The sequence below is a fragment of the Dyadobacter psychrotolerans genome, from assembly GCF_004349265.1.
Taxonomy (GTDB): Bacteria; Bacteroidota; Bacteroidia; order Cytophagales; family Spirosomataceae; genus Dyadobacter; species Dyadobacter psychrotolerans.
In genome coordinates this window covers 61,941-81,256 of sequence record NZ_SMFL01000017.1, presented here as the reverse complement: position 1 = coordinate 81,256, position 19,316 = coordinate 61,941, and the positions used below count along the sequence as shown (strand labels likewise).

At 41.4% G+C, this 19,316-nt stretch carries 19 protein-coding genes; 8 read left to right on the top strand and 11 right to left on the bottom strand.

Annotation, left to right across the window (positions count from 1 at the left end; translation table 11 throughout):
* Positions 1-118: 118 nt before the first annotated feature.
* From E0F88_RS29350 to E0F88_RS29335, 4 genes are all read right to left on the bottom strand, one after another.
* The gene (locus tag E0F88_RS29350) at positions 119-1,144 is read right to left on the bottom strand and encodes a M28 family peptidase (RefSeq protein WP_131961908.1); all 1,026 of its coding nucleotides are present in this window, start codon (positions 1,142-1,144) and stop codon (positions 119-121) included.
* Entirely contained in the window at positions 1,128-1,643 is a 516-nt protein-coding gene (locus tag E0F88_RS29345; protein ID WP_131961907.1) for a DUF192 domain-containing protein, read from the bottom strand. The genes E0F88_RS29350 and E0F88_RS29345 overlap by 17 nt, the downstream gene beginning before the upstream one ends.
* A gap of 3 nt (positions 1,644-1,646) precedes the next feature.
* The gene (cysS, locus tag E0F88_RS29340; protein ID WP_131961906.1) at positions 1,647-3,149 is read right to left on the bottom strand and encodes a cysteine--tRNA ligase; all 1,503 of its coding nucleotides are present in this window, start codon (positions 3,147-3,149) and stop codon (positions 1,647-1,649) included.
* Positions 3,150-3,227: 78 nt separating this feature from the next.
* On the bottom strand, positions 3,228-3,614 hold the full coding sequence (locus E0F88_RS29335; RefSeq protein WP_131961905.1) for a DUF5618 family protein: 387 nt from the start codon (positions 3,612-3,614) through the stop codon (positions 3,228-3,230).
* Positions 3,615-3,854: 240 nt separating this feature from the next.
* Between E0F88_RS29335 and E0F88_RS29330 the strand changes: the two genes are divergently transcribed.
* The 3 genes from E0F88_RS29330 to E0F88_RS29320 all read left to right on the top strand — a co-directional run bounded on the left by E0F88_RS29330 (position 3,855) and on the right by E0F88_RS29320 (position 7,231).
* On the top strand, positions 3,855-4,772 hold the full coding sequence (locus E0F88_RS29330; RefSeq protein WP_131961904.1) for a PfkB family carbohydrate kinase: 918 nt from the start codon (positions 3,855-3,857) through the stop codon (positions 4,770-4,772).
* A 176-nt stretch (positions 4,773-4,948) separates the two neighbouring features.
* Positions 4,949-6,592, top strand: coding sequence for a glycerophosphodiester phosphodiesterase family protein (locus E0F88_RS29325; protein ID WP_131961903.1), 1,644 nt, complete (start codon positions 4,949-4,951; stop codon positions 6,590-6,592).
* Positions 6,593-6,691: 99 nt separating this feature from the next.
* Positions 6,692-7,231: a hypothetical protein gene (locus E0F88_RS29320; RefSeq protein ID WP_131961902.1), complete on the top strand. Its 540-nt coding sequence runs from the start codon at positions 6,692-6,694 to the stop codon at positions 7,229-7,231.
* On the opposite strand, the gene E0F88_RS29315 is transcribed toward E0F88_RS29320, so the two are convergent.
* The 4 genes from E0F88_RS29315 to kdsA all read right to left on the bottom strand — a co-directional run bounded on the left by E0F88_RS29315 (position 7,228) and on the right by kdsA (position 10,004).
* Positions 7,228-7,767, bottom strand: a complete 540-nt coding sequence (locus E0F88_RS29315) for a DNA-3-methyladenine glycosylase I (RefSeq protein WP_131961901.1) — start codon at positions 7,765-7,767, stop codon at positions 7,228-7,230. The two genes, E0F88_RS29320 and E0F88_RS29315, sit on opposite strands and share 4 nt — an antisense overlap.
* 99 nt (positions 7,768-7,866) lie before the next feature.
* On the bottom strand, positions 7,867-8,325 hold the full coding sequence (locus E0F88_RS29310; protein WP_131961900.1) for a GyrI-like domain-containing protein: 459 nt from the start codon (positions 8,323-8,325) through the stop codon (positions 7,867-7,869).
* A 138-nt stretch (positions 8,326-8,463) separates the two neighbouring features.
* A complete protein-coding gene (locus E0F88_RS29305) occupies positions 8,464-9,195 on the bottom strand; it encodes a phosphatase PAP2 family protein (RefSeq protein WP_229213951.1) in 732 nt (243 codons plus the stop codon).
* A complete protein-coding gene (gene kdsA, locus E0F88_RS29300; protein WP_131961899.1) occupies positions 9,192-10,004 on the bottom strand; it encodes a 3-deoxy-8-phosphooctulonate synthase in 813 nt (270 codons plus the stop codon). The genes E0F88_RS29305 and kdsA overlap by 4 nt, the downstream gene beginning before the upstream one ends.
* A 229-nt stretch (positions 10,005-10,233) precedes the next feature.
* Here kdsA and E0F88_RS29295 point away from each other — a divergent pair, with 229 nt between their 5' ends.
* Genes E0F88_RS29295 through rnc form a run of 3 tightly spaced genes read left to right on the top strand, consistent with a single transcriptional unit; the run spans position 10,234 to position 12,530 of the window.
* Positions 10,234-10,470 carry an acyl carrier protein gene (locus E0F88_RS29295; protein ID WP_015813362.1) on the top strand — a complete coding sequence of 79 codons (237 nt, stop codon included), beginning with the start codon at positions 10,234-10,236 and terminating at the stop codon, positions 10,468-10,470.
* Between the two features lie 45 nt (positions 10,471-10,515).
* Positions 10,516-11,769, top strand: a complete 1,254-nt coding sequence (fabF, locus tag E0F88_RS29290; RefSeq protein WP_131961898.1) for a beta-ketoacyl-ACP synthase II — start codon at positions 10,516-10,518, stop codon at positions 11,767-11,769.
* 14 nt (positions 11,770-11,783) lie between these two features.
* A complete protein-coding gene (gene rnc, locus E0F88_RS29285; protein WP_131961897.1) occupies positions 11,784-12,530 on the top strand; it encodes a ribonuclease III in 747 nt (248 codons plus the stop codon).
* Positions 12,531-12,532: 2 nt separating this feature from the next.
* On the opposite strand, the gene E0F88_RS29280 is transcribed toward rnc, so the two are convergent.
* Together E0F88_RS29280 and E0F88_RS29275 are read right to left on the bottom strand one after the other, a co-directional pair.
* On the bottom strand, positions 12,533-13,231 hold the full coding sequence (locus E0F88_RS29280) for a LytR/AlgR family response regulator transcription factor (RefSeq protein ID WP_131961896.1): 699 nt from the start codon (positions 13,229-13,231) through the stop codon (positions 12,533-12,535).
* A gap of 50 nt (positions 13,232-13,281) precedes the next feature.
* A complete protein-coding gene (locus E0F88_RS29275; protein ID WP_229213950.1) occupies positions 13,282-14,820 on the bottom strand; it encodes a sensor histidine kinase in 1,539 nt (512 codons plus the stop codon).
* A 286-nt stretch (positions 14,821-15,106) separates the two neighbouring features.
* On the opposite strand from E0F88_RS29275, the gene E0F88_RS29270 reads away from it, so the two are divergent.
* Positions 15,107-15,535, top strand: a complete 429-nt coding sequence (locus E0F88_RS29270; protein ID WP_131961895.1) for an Hsp20/alpha crystallin family protein — start codon at positions 15,107-15,109, stop codon at positions 15,533-15,535.
* A 214-nt stretch (positions 15,536-15,749) separates the two neighbouring features.
* Positions 15,750-17,294 (top strand): Do family serine endopeptidase, encoded by a 1,545-nt coding sequence (locus tag E0F88_RS29265; protein ID WP_131961894.1) that lies wholly within the window; start codon positions 15,750-15,752, stop codon positions 17,292-17,294.
* A gap of 75 nt (positions 17,295-17,369) precedes the next feature.
* Here the strand turns inward: E0F88_RS29265 and E0F88_RS29260 are convergent, their stop codons facing one another.
* Complete coding sequence (locus E0F88_RS29260; protein WP_131961893.1) at positions 17,370-19,034, bottom strand: pseudouridine synthase; 1,665 nt, start codon at positions 19,032-19,034, stop codon at positions 17,370-17,372.
* Positions 19,035-19,316: the final 282 nt, after the last annotated feature.

The window sequence follows — 19,316 nt, the reverse complement described above, 5'->3', positions numbered from 1 at the left end:
GGAATTGTCAGGAAATAGTCACTTGTTGTCACTTATAGTTTCCGGCTTTCCTAAACAATTAATGACTACACCCGACCACAAATGATCATCCCGGCTATTAGTGACAATCCCTGACTGTTTACATAGCCTGCGGCGAACCTTCCTGATACAAAACCTGCAGAACCGTTTGTCCAACCGCTTTTAAAGTTTTTGGATCGATGTTTTCCATCGTATCGTTTGTAGTGTGCCAGTCTTTGAAAAAAGTTTGGGCTATGTTATCCGGTTGTGTGTGAATGATATCGATCATTGGAATTTTGGCGACTTCATTTACAGGTACATGATCGTCGGTGATTCCGGAGCCCCGCTGATCCAGGAAATAATTGCTGTAACCCAGCTCTCTTGCAATATCCCAAACTTCCTTCACCACACTTTCAGCCATTTGAACCGAATATCCTTCTTTTGGAAAAGTGGCTCCTTTGGCGCCAACCATGTCGAGTAAAATACCGAAATAGGCAGTGTAATTGGGTATATGTTTGTTGGCTGCCCAATGCTGAGAACCTAAGCAATATCCACTAAACTTATCCTTTGCTTTATCAGAATTTCCCCAGTCTTCGGCATCAAAAAAGATGATATCTACACCCAGATCCGGTTTATTAGCTGAAACAGATAACGTTCTTGCAATTTCCAACAAAATACCTACGCCGCTTGCTCCGTCGTTAGCCGCCGGAACCGGTTTGTTTTTATTTAATGAATCCTGATCAGCAAAAGGGCGGGAATCCCAGTGCGAAGTAAGCAGGATCCGTTTTGAAGCAGTTGGGTTGAAACTTCCTATGATATTTCTGGCATTGAGCTTTTTACCGTCGTAGGTTGTTGCTTCAAAAGTTTGCTCTGTAACCTGCAAGCCATATTTTTCAAGTGTTTTTACCAAAAAATCCCCACACTTTTTATGAGCCGAAGTATTGGGCACACGCGGACCAAAATCAACCTGTTTTTGAACAAAAGCGTAAGCTGAATCTTCGTTAAAAACGGGACTATCTGCGAGTTTGAAAACCTGTTGGGTCGTTTCGTCAGAATTGGTTTTGGATTTACAGCCGTAAAAGAAAAAACACGCGGCAAAGAGAAGAGGTAACTTTTTTATAAACACAATATTAAAAGGAAATGGCATCGCCTGGTTTTATATCATTACGGTCGCTGAATCCTGCATTTAGTTCAACCACGTATTTGGCTACGCCGTTGGAGGGAAGACTTTCTTCGGAAAAAGGTTTCGTATTTTTTTGAATGGAAATGATTTTTTTGCCTGCATCTGCATAGATGATGTCCAGCGGGATCTGTGTATTTTTCATCCAGAAACCCAGTTCACGAGGTTCCTGGAAAATAAAAAGCATCCCGGTTGAGTCCGGGATGTATGGCCTGTACATCAATCCTTTGTTACGTTCAGCATCATTTTCTGCGATTTCAACGTCAATTTTCCTGATCTGTTTTCCTTCGCGGCTAAAAACAACTTCACCTTCTTTTGTAAAAACAGTTGAGGGTATTTCTGTGGAAACAACTGGCTTTTCTGAAACCGTTTTTTTGTTCAGCCACGGAGCCAGCATATAAGCTAGACCACCAAGCAGGAAAACAGCCAGCAAAATATAGGCAAATATGGACTGACGATTTCTCATAATTTATTCCTCATAAGCCCAGTCAATTCTTAGTTTGGTATCATGAATTGCCAGTCCCTGCTTTTTAAAGTAAGAGCGAATTTCATCCACTTTTTCATAATTCCGGGTTAACTTATATTCACGATATAAATTAAGCATTCCGTCAAGCACCGCGTTTCCTTCGCTTAACTCTTCTTTTAAACCAAGTACGTCCTCAAAGAATATGATGAATTTAGTTTTGAGTTCTGTGAAAACTTCTTCTCCGAGCGCAGCAGTATGAAGTTGTCCCAGGTTCAGCATATTTACATACTTCACCATATTAAAAAGGTTTGCGAAAGCCACCGCTGTGTTCAAGTCATCATTCATCGCAGCGTAAAAACCCTGAATCGATTTTTCAATATCCGCTATTTTCTTCTCGTCCGCCTGTGCGTTGGCATCTTCTGAGTAGGTCATCCTTTTGATAATCCTCAGTGCGTTCGCGAGTTTTTTATATCCTTTGTGAGCAGCTTTGAGTGCGTCATTGGAAAAGTCAAGCGTACTTCTGTACTGGCTTTGCAGCATGAAAAAGCGGACCGTCATCGGGCTGTATGCCTGTTCCAGCAAATCGTGATTTCCGGAAAACAGTTCCGCCGGTAAAAACGAGTTATTCAGAGACTTTGACATTTTCTGTCCATTCACGGTCAGCATGTTCGTATGCATCCAGTATCTTACCGGCTCCACGTTGGTAAGTGCTTTTCCCTGTGCAATTTCACATTCATGATGCGGGAATTTCAGGTCCATACCACCGCCGTGAATATCAAATTGTTTTCCTAAATATTTAGCACTCATGCAGGTACATTCCAAATGCCAGCCAGGAAAGCCCATGCTCCAGGGGGAATCCCATTGCATGATATGTTCAGGACTTGCTTTTTTCCAAAGAGCAAAATCCAGCGGATTCAGTTTTTCAGCCTGGCCATCGAGTTCACGGGTTTCATTGAGAAGGTCTTCAATAACCCGTCCTGAAAGTTTTCCGTAATCGTTGCCTTCTGCCTGGTATTTGTTGATATCAAAATAGACCGAACCATTCGATTCATAAGCCATTCCTTTATCAATCAGCTTCTGAACGGCTTCGATCTGTTCAATTAAATGACCTGTTGCAGTAGGTTCGATACTTGGCGGCAAAAGGTTAAAAATAGCCGACACATCATGAAAATCATTGGTATACCGCTGCACAATTTCCATCGGTTCGAGCTTTTGCAGCTTGGCCATTTTACCGATTTTATCTTCCCCAACCTCTCCGTCGCCCACGAGGTGGCCAACGTCGGTTATATTCCGGACGTACCGCACCTTGTAGCCAATATGCGTCAGGTAACGGAAAAGTATATCAAAAGATAAAAAGGTACGTATGTTTCCTAAATGAACATTGTTGTAAACCGTCGGTCCGCAGACGTACATGCCTACGTAGGGAGGCGCAAGCGGTTCGAATAAATCTTTTTTACGCGTAAGTGTATTGAAAATCCGGAGCGGCTGGTAAGTTGTTTGGGCCATGAATATTTTTACTTTCTTTAAAAATCAATTTTGGGTAACTGTATGTTTATCAGAAGCCCGGACAACAATATTGCTTTTTCATCTTGTTTGATTTGTAAGTCTGTTTTCAACCCAGCCGATTATTTTTTCAGCCTCTTCCATGCCGATTTTAGCCAATTTTGCACTTTGGGCGCCATCATATCCCATGGCTAAATGCAGAATTTCATAGGCAGTTGCAAAATCGGAAGTTATTTTTTTATCTAGACCTGATAATTCCTTTTGATACCATTCTACACTTTTTCTGGTCTTCTTCTTTTTCTCTCCCAAGAGTTCATCAAGCGCAACCAGTATACCCGTGTAAGCTGTATGACCAGCAATCTTTACATACTTTTTGTCATGGTACAAACCGTCTTCCTTTTTGGCCTGGTTCCTTAAAAAATCCTTGGCGTTGTCAATGTGTCGTTTAGCTTCTGAAATTGCTTCCATTTTACAAGTATGTGTTTGTTCGTTGATAAAATTTTATTTTTTAAAATTCCTGTAACGTCAATCAACTTTCCATAACGCCCTAATCTCACAAAAATAGCAAATACCAATGATTGATTGCCAACTGTTTATCACAATACCATTATAAGGAATATGCTATTCAGCTGTTTTCTTTATCTTCGCAGCGTTTTTTGGATTAAATTTATATTTGAAACCTACTTAAAATCAATACAATACTGCTTTATGAGTTTACTAACAGTTGGATCTGTCGCATTTGATGCTCTTGAAACCCCGTTTGGAAAAACAGATAAAATCATTGGAGGCGCTGCTACCTATATTACTTTATCCGCATCTTATTTTACAAAAGAAAACAATCTGGTTGCGGTTGTCGGCGGCGATTTTCCTCAAAGCATGATTAGTCTGCTTGAAGAACACGGTGTCAATACGGAAGGTTTGGAGATTATTCAGGATGGTAAAACTTTTTTCTGGTCGGGAAGATACCATGAAGATATGAACACCCGGGATACACTCGAAACTCAGCTGAACGTAATGGAACATTTTGATCCGATCATTCCTGAATCGTATCAGACCACAAAGTTTCTTATGTTGGGAAATACAGTTCCTGCAACTCAGAAGCTGGTTATTGAGCGTATGGCAAACCGTCCGAAACTGATCATGCTTGATACCATGAATCTTTGGATGAACATTATGCTTGACGATTTGAAAGAGGTTATCAGCATGGTCGACGTGGTGACGATCAACGATGAGGAAGCACGCCAGCTTTCAGGCGAGTACTCGCTTCGCAAGGCTGCTGTTAAAATTATGGCAATGGGACCTAAAACCCTGATCATCAAAAAAGGAGAACACGGTGCATTGTTATTCCAGGGCGACCGAATCTTCTTTGCGCCGGCATTGCCGCTTGAAGAAGTTTTTGATCCAACCGGAGCAGGAGATACTTTCGCAGGAGGTTTTATCGGATACCTTGCCAGTACGGACGACATTTCTTTCGAGAACATGAAACGCGCCATTATCTATGGTTCTGCGATGGCATCTTTTTGCGTGGAAAAATTTGGTTCAGAGCGTTTGGTTAATCTTACACAGGAAGAAATCAACGAACGTGTACAGCAATTCGTGAACCTGTCGAGTTTCGAAATCAACTGATTTTAACATTTGCTTATCTATGTATGGATAATTTAAGTCCATGCATAGATAAGCTACCAAACTACTCTTCATTTTCCCTTTGATTTTCTTTGAGAATCTGATTTACCCGCCAATAGTCCTTCCGGACACTAATTCAGTATTTCTCCTGATTTGATAACTTCATAAACAAATTAGGAATGTTTAACTTCTTCACTAAAAGTTATATTACGTTTTTCTTTATACTTATCCTTTTACCTTGGACAAGTGTAAAATCACAGGCGCTTTTACCTCAAAGCAAAAATAAATTAGTAGTTATTGCGCATCGCGGCAACCATGTTGAGGTTCCGGAAAATACACTTGCTTCGTTTCAGGAAGCGATAAAAGCAGGCGCAGATTATGTAGAAGTTGATTTGCGGACAAGCAAAGATGGTCATTTGGTTGTAATGCACGATGCAACCGTGGATCGGACCACAGACGGCAAAGGCAATGTTTCAGATATGTCCCGGGCTGATTTGAAAGGATTGAAACTAAAAAGCGGGAGTAAAAAATCTTACAACATTCCTGAATTTTCAGAGGTTTTGAAAGTCTGCAAAGGAAAAATCAACATCTATCTGGATTTTAAGGAAGCCGACGTAGCAGAAACCTGGAAGCAGATCAGGGAAGGCGGAATGGAGAAGCAGGTTGTGGTGTATCTGAATAAAACTTCTCAATACAAACAATGGAAAAACATTGCTCCGCAGGTTCCGTTAATGACCAGTCTTTTTGATGAGGTTAAAAATAAAGAACAGCTCGGAATGTTTCTGGGCCAGGTAAAGATTGAGGTGCTGGATAATATTGCCGATCCGGAAATGGTTTCAGTTGCAAATCAAAATGGCGTAGCTGTTTGGCTTGATGTGCAAAACCCTGCCGAAGGTCCGGATTCGTGGAAAGAAGCTTTGCAAAAAGGAGTTCAGGGACTTCAAACGGATAAACCAGCGGAGCTGATTTCCTATCTAAAAGAAAATGGCTGGCGCGACGGAATGCCTGTTTCTGCAAAGACCGATATCTCCAGAAAAAAATCGACGTACATAACGCTCAAAGATGTTAAGTATGGCGATGCACCAGGAACCGAGAATTTGCTGGATGCATTTGTCCCACGAAATCACACAGACTCGACCAAACTGATTGTATACATCCACGGTGGTTCATGGAGCCGTGGTGATAAGAGTGAATTTCCTCAAATTTTGATAGATGAACTGGTTGAGAAACGCGGATACGCCGTAGTTTCAATAAATTATCGTTTGGTAAAAGAAGGTAAGGACCGTTTCCCGGCGCAGATTGAAGATGTGAAAAAGGCGCTGCTGTTTTTATCCGGTAAGGCCAAAAAATATCAATACAATGGAAATGAATTTGCCTTGATGGGGGGCAGTGCGGGTGCGCATCTGGCTATGTTATACGCTTACGGTTATGATCCTGAAAAGAAAGTAAAAGCGGTGATCGATCTTTGGGGGCCAACAGACCTGACGGACAAAATGGTGCGGGCGGACGGCAGCGATGCCGATAATACGGTAATAAGATTTTTGGGAGAAAAAGATCCGCAGGCGCAGATTGCCAAAGATGCCAGTCCATCTTACCATTTAAAAAAAGAAACCGGCGTGCCTACAATTCTTTTTCACGGCGGAGAAGACCCGCTTGTTCATGTAAGTCAGGCAGAAAATCTGTATAAAAAGCTGATTGATCTGGGCGTTCCTGCGCAATACGAATTATATCCGCACGACAAACACGGCATGGGCGCAGCTTCCATGGTCGATGTGATGAGTAAGTTGTTGGTTTGGCTTGAAAAAACTTATCCGGCGAAATGAGCTGCCAGGTACTGCCGTTGTTACAAGAAATCAGGTTTAAGTGTTTGATTTACAATGTGATTTAATGTTACTTTGTTCAAATCCCTAAACAGCAACTCTGTGCAAAAGCTAATCTTTTCAATTCTTGCTTTAATACTTTGGAATTGTAATTCTAAGTCCGAAAAACAGATTGAAACAAAATCGCTTAATACTTCTGTGTTGACAAAAAGCCTTTTTAACCAAATTGGTGCAGATATAAATTCTTCGGTAGATGTTGAAAATATGAATATCAATGAAGTGAAAAATCTGTTAAAACTGATGGTCAAGACAGATCAGCAGTATCGTGATAGTTTGGAAATAGGTGATAAAAAGCATGAAGCCTTTTATTTGCAAAAATTGAAAGCGAACGATGAAGCGAACTTAAAGTTATTGGATAAAATAATTCAGTATCATGGCTGGCCCGGACTTAGCAAGTTTGGGGAGGAAGGGGCCACTACTGCCTGGTTAGTAATCTGGCATCACCGGGATAAAAGACACATTCTTTGCCGTTATTATAATCTGATGGAAGAGGCTGTGAGAAATAAAGAGATGCATCCCGGCGCCCTGAAAACTATTGATAAGGGGTTAGCTTTACTTTCGCCGGATCAGATTGAGTATTAAGTTTTGTCTCCAAAAATAGTCTTATACACCGGACAGTCTTCCGTATGTGCTCCAGGCAGGTATCCTGTACTCATTAAAAATTCATTGACGATTTCACCTCCGGTAAATTTGAAAGTCTTCTTGAAAAGTTTTATCCATTCTACTTTTGATAAAGACCGGTTAAAATCCAGCCAGTTTTTGAACGTTCCGAATTCCTTTTTTAAGTCCAGTATTTTTTGTGCGTTTACAATGGCTGCATTTATTTTCAACCGGTTACGAATAATTCCGGGGTCAAGCAGCAATCTTTCCCGGTCTGATTCGGTGTAGGCAGCTATTTTTTCAATTGAAAACTGATCATAAGCAACCCGGAAACTTTCCTGTTTTCGGAGCATCAGCGTCCAGCTCAGGCCTGCCTGATTGATTTCCAGGATAAAACGCCCAAAAAGTTCGTCATCATCCTCTATGGAAAATCCGTACTGATTATCGTGATAATGCTTATTTAGCAGATAATCAGATTGTTCTGAAATATTATTTTGTATAAAACTACAATAGGACATCGCTGATGAACGGGTAAAAGTTTAAAGTAAAAAGGCTGTTGACATAGATTTTCCGTACGTTATATAAATTTCAAATCTAAAATCATGGTTTACTTACAACTAAAGAAGTCCGATTTGTACCTCGGTGATGTTTGCGTCGGGGTTTTCAAAATCCATATTTAAATAAATCTCCCTGTTCTGACCGCTCATTTCGGGATCTTTAACCTGTATTTCAAAAATAAGCAGACCATAGGCTTCTCCCAGGCTTTTCCAGCAACCTTCGTGTCTGTGCGACATGCAGCGAAAAGCATCGAGTGTTTTTATTTTAAAATCAGAATTGGTTATAAGGGTTTTATTCTGTGAAATTGGTAAAGCAATGGTAAGTCGAAATTTCGTATCAGGCTGACCATCTGCTCCGTCGTAGATCCAGTAAACCGGGCCGGTAATTTCCAGTTCGTTTTTAACTGCCTCTGAATAGAGCTGCCGGGCAATTACACGAATGTATTGAGAAATATCCTTAAGCGTCGTTTCAGTCTCGAAGCAGAATATCTGCATTGGTTGAATTGTCCTGATTTGCATAAAATTTAAGTTTAATGATCACGACAAATTAAATAGCAGTGAATGACAACCCTGTGTCAGCAGTGTTTTCAATTCTAGTTTTTGTAAAAAAATAAAGAGCTAAGGTGATCTCAAATGTCACAGGTAGTTTAAAATCCTTCAGTGTTTCACCCGGCGAACGGTTTGCTGCATCCAGGGATAACTGATGTAAAGAACTTTTGTCGCTCCAATTCCGACACCTGCACCCATCAGTACATCCGCAAGCCAGTGTTTGTTATTCAGGATACGCATCGTTCCAACGGCAGTGGCAGTTGTGTATCCGCCGATACTATATAAAACACTTCTTTCACCATACTCTTCATGCAGAATCGTTGCATTTGTAAAGGCAGTTGTAGCGTGGCCGGAAGGAAATGAATGATTGTCTTCACCATTTGGACGGGGATAGGCGATTATTCTTTTCAAACTTTGCGTAACGCCCTGTGCAATCACATTAGATAAGAGAGCAAGTATGATCTGATCCCCCAGCTTATGTTTTCCCTTCACTCCCGAAGCAGCAAGACTCAAACTAACTACACCGGGTGCATACGGCAGGAAATCATCAACATTGGTATGAAAACCAGGGTAGTTTTTCACTACGTTTCTTTGCAGCGAACGGCTTATTCTTCCCTGTGTTATTAACCCCGCCAAAGCAAGCGAAACCGGCGGAATAACATCCATTGGCTTCACAACCCAAAGTTTTGTAGAATCAGATTGGGCGAAGGCAGAGGAAGAAGTTATTGGCTGACAAAAAAACAGAACCATAAAAAATAGTGAACCGCCTGACTTTAAGCGCAGACCACATCTGAATTCTGTAACACTTTTCCGAACTTCTTCCAATGCCGTATTTTTCATAAAATAGCTTCTCTTACACGTACCAGTCTTTCCAAAAGCCCTTCCAGCTGATCGAGCGGTAACATATTAGCTCCGTCAGATTTTGCCTCAGCGGGATTAAAATGGGTTTCGATGAAAAGTCCATCTGCACCCACGGCGATAGCGGCTTTGGCAATGGTTTCAATTAATTTTGGCTTGCCGCCGGTAACACCGGAAGTTTGGTTAGGCTGCTGTAAGGAATGCGTGCAATCCATAATTACCGGCACACCAAAAGCCTGCATTTCAGGAAGATTGCGATAATCTACAACAAGATCACCATAACCAAAACTGTTGCCGCGGTCGGTAAGCAGCACCTGGCAGTCCGGATTGACCTCATGTACTTTTTCAGCAGCAAACTTCATCGAAGCGCCGGAAAGAAACTGCCCTTTTTTTACATTGACTGCTTTTCCTGTTCTTGCAGCAGCGGCAAGTAGTTCTGTTTGGCGGCAAAGAAAAGCGGGTATCTGAAGTACGTCTACATATTCAGCAGCAAATGCGGCCTCATGCGACTCATGTATGTCTGTTACAGTTGGTATGCCAAAAGTTTCACTGATTTCCTGCAATATCTTTAATGCCTTTTCATCACCAATTCCGGTAAAGGAATCGATTTTGGTACGGTTCGCTTTGCGGTAGGATCCTTTAAAAATGTAAGGAATTTTCAGGCGGTCTGTCAGTGTAACAATTTGTTCTGCGATGCGCAAAGCCATGTCACGTCCTTCAATCGCACAAGGACCTGCCATGAGGAAGAAAAGAGGTGAATCTGTATTTTTTAATTTAGGTATCGAAATCATATTCAGCTTATTCGGATGTTGTCAAATCTTTTGCGAATGTACAGTTATCCATAATGTTCTCTAGGTAATTGATAGATTTATTGAAACGTATACGGATAATCAACTGATTTTCTGTTTTTTTAATTTAGGCCTGTTTGTGTACAATAAATTTAAAGGGTTAAAAAAATTTTGACAAAGTGAACTGAAATATCTTTCTTTGTTGCGATTTTAACCAAAAAGTGTTTATAAAATGTCAGCAATTGCAGAAAGAGTTAAGCAAATTATCGTCGAGAAACTCGGCGTAGAAGAGTCGGAAGTTACGCCAGAAGCAAACTTCCAGAACGACTTGGGAGCGGACTCTCTAGATACCGTTGAATTGATCATGGAATTCGAGAAAGAATTTAACCTTTCTATCCCGGACGATCAAGCAGAAAACATTGGTACAGTTGGTCAGGCGGTTGCCTACCTTGAAGAAAACGTGAAGTAATTCAGGTTTCCTTTACAGTATCATCTTCTTTCTGTCCCTTATTTTATGAGTTTTAAGCGAGTTGTAATCACAGGAATGGGCGCATTAACGCCTGTTGGTAATGATATTCCCACCTTTTGGAAAAATTTGGTTGCTGGTGTCAGCGGTGCTGCTCCCATTACCCGGTTTGACGCAGAGAGGTTCCGTACCCGTTTTGCCTGTGAGGTAAAAGGGCTGGATATCAATGATTACATCCCTCGGCAGGAAGCACGTAAAATGGATCCATTCACCCAGTATGCCGTAATTGCAGCAGATGAAGCAATGAAGGACGCCGGCTTTGACACAGATAAGCTTGATCTTGACAAAGCCGGTGTAATTTGGGGGTCTGGAATCGGCGGATTAAAAACTTTTGAAGACGAAGTTTTAAACTTTGCCGAAGGCGGGAAGAATCCTCGTTTTAATCCATTTTTCATTCCGAAAATGATTGCAGACAGCGCATCCGGTGTTATTTCGATAAAATACGGATTCCGCGGGCCTACTTTCATAACTGTTTCAGCTTGTGCTTCTGCCACGAACGCTTTGATTGATGCCTTTCTTTATATCCGTTTGGGTATGATGAATGTATGTATATCTGGCGGTTCCGAAGCGGCCGTTACCAATGCCGGAATGGGCGGATTTAATGCGTTAAAAGCATTATCGGAAAGAAACGACTCTCCCGAAACAGCCTCCCGTCCTTATGACAAGGATCGTGATGGTTTTGTTTTAGGTGAAGGCGGAGCGGCTCTGATTCTTGAAGAATATGAGCATGCAAAAGCCAGAGGAGCAAAAATTTATGCAGAAATGATAGGCGGCGGTATGTCGTCAGATGCTTATCACATTACAGCTCCGCATCCGGAAGGAAGAGGTGCCTATATGGTAATGAAGAATACACTCGAAAACGCGGGCATTCAGCCTGAGGACATCGATTATATCAACACCCATGGTACTTCCACGCCAATCGGAGATCCGCAGGAAATAAAGGCCATTGAAAGGTTTTTTGGTGAACATGCTTATAACATGAACATCAGCTCAACAAAATCAATGACGGGCCATTTACTGGGTGGTGCAGGGGCCATTGAAGCTGCGGCTTGTATCCTTGCCATTCGTGATCAGATCATTCCGCCGACGATTAACCATTTTACGCCTGATCCTGAGATCAATCCACGGTTGAACCTCACTTTCAATAAAGCACAAAAACGCAAGGTCAATATTGCCCTAAGTAATACTTTCGGTTTTGGCGGTCACAATGCTTCCGTCATTTTCAAAAAGTATGAAGGCTGATTAAAAATTTAACCTTGGCAAAGCGAATTCTTATACCGATACTCTCTCTTTTCAGAACAGGAAGTGCTGAGGATAAAAAATTTAAAGAATCGATTGCCCATGTAATTGGCGACCGCCCTTCTAATCTGGGTGTTTACCAATTGGCATTCAGGCATACCTCTGCCTCCCGGGAGACAGCCATAAAAGGTTTTCGAGAGTCTAACGAAAGACTTGAATACCTTGGAGATGCTGTTTTAGGTATGGTGGTTGCTGAATTCCTCTTCACCAAATATCCGTATAAAGACGAAGGTTTCCTTACCGAAATCCGTTCACGTATTGTTAACCGTGAGTCGTTAAACCAAATTTCCCGCAAGCTGGGTCTTGATAATCTAATCGAGTATGATGGCAATCGCAGAGGAATGTCTCCGCGTTCATCTATGTACGGTGATGCGCTGGAAGCATTTGTAGGAGCAATTTATCTTGATAAAGGATTCCGTTTTACGCGAAAGTTTATCATCAGTAAACTCATTACCCACTACGATCTGGATAGTATTATTCAGAATAATGCCAACTTCAAAAGCCTTATCATTGAGTGGGCACAAAGAGAAGGAAAGGAAATTCGTTTTGAAATTCTTGAAGAACGAGGCACACGCCATCACAGAGAATTCATTTCGCAGATTCTGGTAAACGACGAGCCTTTCGCAACCGGCAATGGCTTTACAAAGAAAAAGGCCGAGCAGTCTGCATCTGAACAGGCCTGTTTACTTCTGGAACTGAAATAATATTATTTTCTTTCTTTTATCCGTTCACGAATTTCATTGATTTTTTCTTCATAAGACGCTCCGATCGGCAACGCCTGACCTGCTATCATTAACTCCTGACGGGAAATCTTTTCAATTTTATCGATTGCGATTAAGTAGGAGCGGTGAATTCTGATAAATCTGGTTTCGGGAAGTTGTGATGTTACTTCGGTCATCGATTGGCGGCTGAGCAATTTTTTATTTTTTAAAATAAAAGAAATATAATTTCCTTCTGCTTCTACATAAAGGAGATCATCTAAAAGTACCTTTTCTTCCTCATAGCCTGTTTTTACAAAAATAAAATTCTGATTTACCGGTTTACGCAGCAAATGTAAATCCAGCGCTTTGTTACACGACTTGGTAAACCTTGTAAGCGAAAACGGCTTTAAAAGATAGTCAAGCGCATCCAGCTCAAATCCCTGTACTGCATATTCTGAGTAGGCTGTGGTAAAAATAACCATAGGAACTTTTTGCAGGCAATTGATAAAATCGATTCCGGAGATATCTGGCATTTTAATATCCAGGAAAATCAGGTCTATTTGATTTGTCTGCAGGTAGGGAATTGCTTCAAATGCATTTGTAAAACAAGCTTTAAGAGTTAAATAGGGCACTTTCGCCGCATGCATTTTTACTACTTCCAGTGCTTTGGGTTCGTCGTCAATGGCAATTGCATTCAAGGTCATACGGCATGTTGGATGGATAAGGGAAATTACGCTTTCAATTTTATTTTAAATCAATAATCAAGAGTAAGAGAAGCAAAAAAGTCCTGTGCTGATTTTTGGATGTACAATTCATGACGTGCCGGATAAATCAGTTTTAGTCGTTTTTCTACATTTTCCAATCCAATCCCACTGTTTTTTTCTTCCGGGTCGCCACCGGACATCACGTGAACAGAATTATGTACTTTGAAATAGATCCTGTTTTCGTCAAAAGTCAGTGTGATATAAATCCATGACGGATTTCTGAGGCTAATCCCATGTTTAAAGGCGTTTTCTATAAATGGATTTAAAAGCATCGGCGCAATCGATATTTCCGGGCCGGGTTCCTGAATATTTATCCTGATCTCAATATTCTGGGATTCATCCAGTCTCATTCGCTGAATCTCAATATAATTATGCAAATAGGTAATTTCACTACTTAGCGGGATTCGGTCATGATTGTTTTCATGCAGCATAAACCGCATCATATCTCCCAGTTTTTGTATTCCATCTGCTGTTTTTTCACTGTTTTCTTTCAGTGCGGTTGCGTACAAACTGTTTAATGCGTTGAATAGAAAGTGCGGATTAATCTGCGAGCGAAGCCCGGATAGTTCTGCTGATTTATTTGAGATCGAGGTTTGGAGTGTAATTTTCTCTTTTTGGCTGATATAAGAAAGTAAAATAGGCGCCAGGGTTAGTACGATAAATGCGAATGCATAGAAAACACCAGGTTTTACGGATTGCCCAAAATTTGAAAATAATCCCCAGGCTATTACAGAACATCCAAGACAAAGAACAATATAAACTGCCATGTTTTTTAGATAACCCGAAAATGCCGGGCTTGAATGCATTTGAATAATAACAGCTTTGGAAAAAAAATTACGGAGTTCATAAATCATAATCGCTCCCAAAAACAAACTAAGCATTTGTCGAAATCCGAAGTCGAATATGGCGCTGACCACCCCACTGAAAATAATGAACAGATCCAGCGCTAATACACAGGCAATAATCACATAGTTTGAATATTTAGCGTTAGCCTCCCAACGCTGTTGGTTGCAAAAATTATAATAAAGCTGTGATAACACTTCATATAAAAAGAAAAGTGTAAGCGTAGATAAAGCAGCAGTTGCCACGGAGAGGAGCCGGTAATCTGACATAATTTTAAATCCAACCGGATTATGGTCGCCGTCATAACGAAAATCGAAATAAAGTGTGGTACGGAGAAGGATAAAACTGCTTAAAAAAATCAGAAAAACCGTGAGAGCGAAAAAATAACCGCCTGAAATACTCCGTCGGTCGGTTTCCAGTTTCGGGTATGCGAGGTAGTGAAATACAGACCATCCGGCAAAGGTTAAAATGGCGGAAATGATTACCGGAATGTTGTAGTCAAGTACATTGTCATAAGTGTGAAGATCACTTAGTATTACAGAAACACGTACACCTGCTTCCTGTAACCTCCCAACGTAATTGTCAAAATTTCTGGCATTGCCCATCAGGCTTATCACTACATAAGCAATAGTAGAAGCTAAAACCAACACCCATTCATACCTGCGGACGATCTGTAATTCTTTCATGACTAATAGATTTTTTCTTCAAATGTATTTAGATGAAAGAAAAGGAAGAATAAAATGACGTGAACGGCCAGAAAGATGGTGTGAATTTTAAGATTCTGTCGTTTTGATCACTAATAAAAGAGAGAAATCGGCCATTTTGTCGTGATAATTTCATTTTTTAGATAAAAGAAGACATTTTGGCATTATAATTCTAATTTTTTTAGCACGGTACAAAAGTTGTTAATATCTACGCATACCCGATGTGGTATTCAAAAGTTAAAATCTAAAAACACAAAATCATACAGCAATGAGCACTTTAGTAAAAACACAATTCGCGCCTAAACACTTCAACGGATTCTTTGGAAAAGATTTATTTAATGAATTGTACAACCCTGCATTCTCGGGAAGTGTGCCGGCAGTTAATGTAGTAGAAAATACAGAGGGGTTCAAAATTGAAGTGGCAGCTCCTGGTTTACAGAAAGGTGATTTCAAATTAAATCTTGAAAAAAACCAGCTGACAATTTCTGCACAGAAAGAACAGAAGGAAGAAGATAACAACGAAAAATATACCCGAAGGGAGTTCAAGTATGCTTCTTTCCAACGCACATTTACTTTGCCAAACTCTGTGGACGGTGAAAAAATTGCTGCAAACTACGCTGATGGTATTTTGAGCGTGAGCTTACCAAAACGTGAAGAAGCAAAAGAGAAACCAGCCCGTGAAATTGAAATAGCATAAGGTTAAAATTTGGGCGGGGGGCGTTATTTTGCGATAACGCCCCTTTCTTGTGAACCAGGTTTTTAATAAATTGTTTTGTAAGCAGGAACAGTATTTTTAGTAAATTTCCGAATCACATATCTTTGTTAAAATATGTTAAATGAGCGGAATACAGGAATAGATTATTATTTACTTTGCGTTATTGATTCGAAAAATTAAAACCCCAACATTATATATGAAAACAAATTGGAAAGGTTTAGTCCTGGTTGGGTTGATTTCAAGTGCATCAACTCTTGCTGGTTTTAAACTATTAGGTACAAATAGCGGTAACGACGTAATTATCAAAGAAGCGCCTGCGGAATCGCTTGCCCGCTTTACTTCAACAGGCATGCCGGCTGGTGCTCCCGGAGATTTCGTTTATGCAGCGGAGGCAACCACCCCTACGGTAGTTCACATCAAATCAAAAGTAGTAGCTCAATCCCGTGGCGGCGGAAGACAAAGTCAGATGGAAGACGCGCTTCGTGATTTCTTTGGCGGTGGTTTCGGTGAAGACTTTGGCGGAAGATCCCAGCCTCAGGAGGCGTCAGGTTCCGGTGTGATTATTTCTCCGGATGGATATATCGTTACAAACAACCACGTTGTGGAAGGTGCGCAGGAACTTGAAGTTACCTTGCACAATAAAGGTAAATTCAGTGCCAAGGTTATCGGAACTGATCCTTCTACGGATATCGCCGTAATCAAAATTGAATCAAAAAATCTTCCTGCTATTGTTTTAGGTAATTCCGATGCAGTCAAAGTCGGAGAATGGGTGGTGGCAGTTGGTAATCCGTTTAATCTGGAATCTACAGTTACTGCAGGTATCATTAGTGCAAAAGGCCGCGGACTGGGTATTATTGGGAGTCAGTCAAATCGCCGTGGCGGAGCAACCAATGCAGCGATGACAGCAGGCGATACGCCTTTGGAATCCTTTATACAAACAGATGCAGTTGTAAACCCGGGAAACAGTGGTGGTGCGTTGGTAAACCTTAAAGGTGAGCTGATTGGAATTAATACTGCGATTGCCAGCCCGACAGGAAGTTTTGCAGGTTATGCATTCGCTGTGCCTACAAGCATTGTGAAAAAGGTTTCAAGCGATATTATCAAATTTGGTAATGTGCAGCGTGGTTATCTTGGAATCTACCTGGACGATCTGGATAGTAAAAAAGCGGAAGAATATGGAGTGAAAGTAAATGACGGCGTATACGTTCGTGAATTTACAGAAAACAGCGCAGGTAAGGCTGGTGGCGCTCTGAAAGGAGACGTGATTGTGAAAGTTGACGGAATTGATATTCATTCTGTTCCTGAGCTGCAGCAATCAATCGGTATGCACAAGCCTGGTGATAAAGTAAACCTTACTGTAAATCGTGACGGAAAAGAGAAAGAACTGACTGTGACGCTGCGTAATCGCACAGGTGGTTCGGATGTACTTAAAAAGGATGAGTCTGCAGCTGTAATGGCAACTTTGGGTGCGCAGTTTGGCAACCTTTCCGACCAGGAAAAGCAACGTCTGACTCGTTACAAAGTAGATGGCGGTGTGAAAGTCGTTTCGATTCAGGGTGGTAAATTTGCCCGTTCTCAGGTTGAAGAAGGTTTTATTATTACCAAAGTAAATGGTAAAGCGGTACGTTCAGTAAAAGAACTTGAAAGTGCTATCGCAGGAAAAGAAGAATCTATGGTTCAGTTTGAAGGATTATATCCGGATGCTCCTTATGATGTTTTCTCTTTCGGATTCAGATTATAATATTAGATTAAAGCAAAAACAAACGGCCCGTTCAGAATTTCTGACGGGCCGTTTGTTTTACATCACCTTGGCTGATTACATCATGTATTTCAGCTTGATAACTTCTTTTTCACTTAGGAAACGCCATTTTCCGCGAGGCAGGTCTTTTTTATCAAGTCCCGCAAATACAGTACGGTCCAGCTTCTGAACTTCATAACCAAGATGTTCGAACATACGGCGAACGATCCGGTTGTGTCCGCTGTGAATTTCAAGCCCTACCACCATTGCGTCTGCTGTTACGATACCTACTTCATCAGGACGGATAAAACCGTCTTCCAAAGTCAGTCCGGTTTGAAGTTTTTCAAAATCTTCATTCGTAATTGCTTTATCCAGTTCGGCCTGGTAAATCTTCTTAACGTTACCAGACGGGTGCGTCAATTTTTTCGCCAGCGCTCCGTCGTTGGTCATCAAAAGTAAACCGGTTGTATTTCTGTCAAGACGTCCCACCGGGTAGATACGTTCGGAGCAGGCTCCTTTGATTAAATCTAAAACCGTCTTACGTTCCTCCGGATCATCCGTTGTTGTGATGTAATCCTTTGGTTTGTTGATCAACACATAAACAAACTTTTCTGGGTTCAGCGTTTTCTTTCCGTATTTTACAACATCGGTCGGAAGCACTTTGTGACCCATTTCTGTGACGATTTTATTGTTAACAGAAATCTGTCCTGCTGCAATCAGATCATCAGCTTCACGTCGGGAACAAATACCGGCGTTGGCAATATACCGGTTCAAACGAATTTCCGGATTTTCATCCTTCCGTTTTTTGAGACCGTTCTTTTTTTCGTAAGTCCCTAATTTATAGTGAGGTGCGGTTTCAAATCTTCCAACCCGACGGTTTGCGCCTTCGTCCGAAGGCATTTCTTCACGGGCAAAATCCTGATCTAGTTCCGACTCATCTTTTTTTTTAAAGCCTGGCTTTTCGCTTCTTCCTGTAAAAGCAGGGCGTTCACCATCACGTTTAAAGTCGCGCGGATCTGCGTCACTGCCATACGTACGGGGTTTATCGAAACCCGGCTTATCGAAGCCCGGACGTTCTGAGCCAGATCTTTCACCTGAATTAAATTCTCCGCGTGGTTTGAACTCACGGGGAGCTCTGTCACGGTCGGATGAACGTGGTTTATCGTATGCAGGTCTGTCACTTGCAGGACGTCTCTCTGATGATTCGTCTCTGTTTGTTCTTTCTCTTGGGGTAAAATCGCTTTTAGCACGGAACGGGCGTGCACCTGCGTCACGATCTGAGTAACGTGGTCTGTCGTGACCCGGTCTGTCGCTACCTGATCTTTCAGAGTTAGGTCTGTCGTAAGACTGCTTGTCTGTTCCGCCGGTTCTTGGCTTAAACTCACGGCTGTCAGAAGATCTTGGTTTGCCGATACCCGGTTTATCAAAACGAGGTTTGTCAAATCTTGGCTTATCATGGCCCGGCTTATCGAAGCCCTGTTTGTCCGCTCCACCTCTGCTATCTGTCCTGAAATCACGCGGACTTGTGTCCTTATCGAACGCACGTGGGCGGAAGGATGCAGGTTTATCCGATGCTGAGCCACCGCTTGCAACTCTTAAACTGGACTTTTTAATACTTGGTTTGCTGAAACGGCTTTCTGCCTCAGGACGGGCTTTGCCGGATGAACGACGGAAAGACTTCTGTCCGTCGCCTGAAGGACGCGAGGAGCTCGAGTCCTTGGAGTTGTTTATTCTTTTTCTCATTAGGAATGCAGTATCACTACTGGATTTTTGTTTCCTCTTTACAAATTTTAAGCGCGCAATTGATTAGCGGGGCACAGCCGTTGCTGTTTGAACCTTATGCTAAAACGCATTAACGAACGTATCTGATGATCAGAGTACTAGTTGTTTATATATTAGGGTGCAAAGATACGATAATTTTCTAATTAAATATTTGTGTCTCAATTTATGCCAAATCTTAGCAAACAGCGTTTATAAATACTATTAACGAAAGCTGATTTTTAGAGCCAATATCCTTCACCTGAA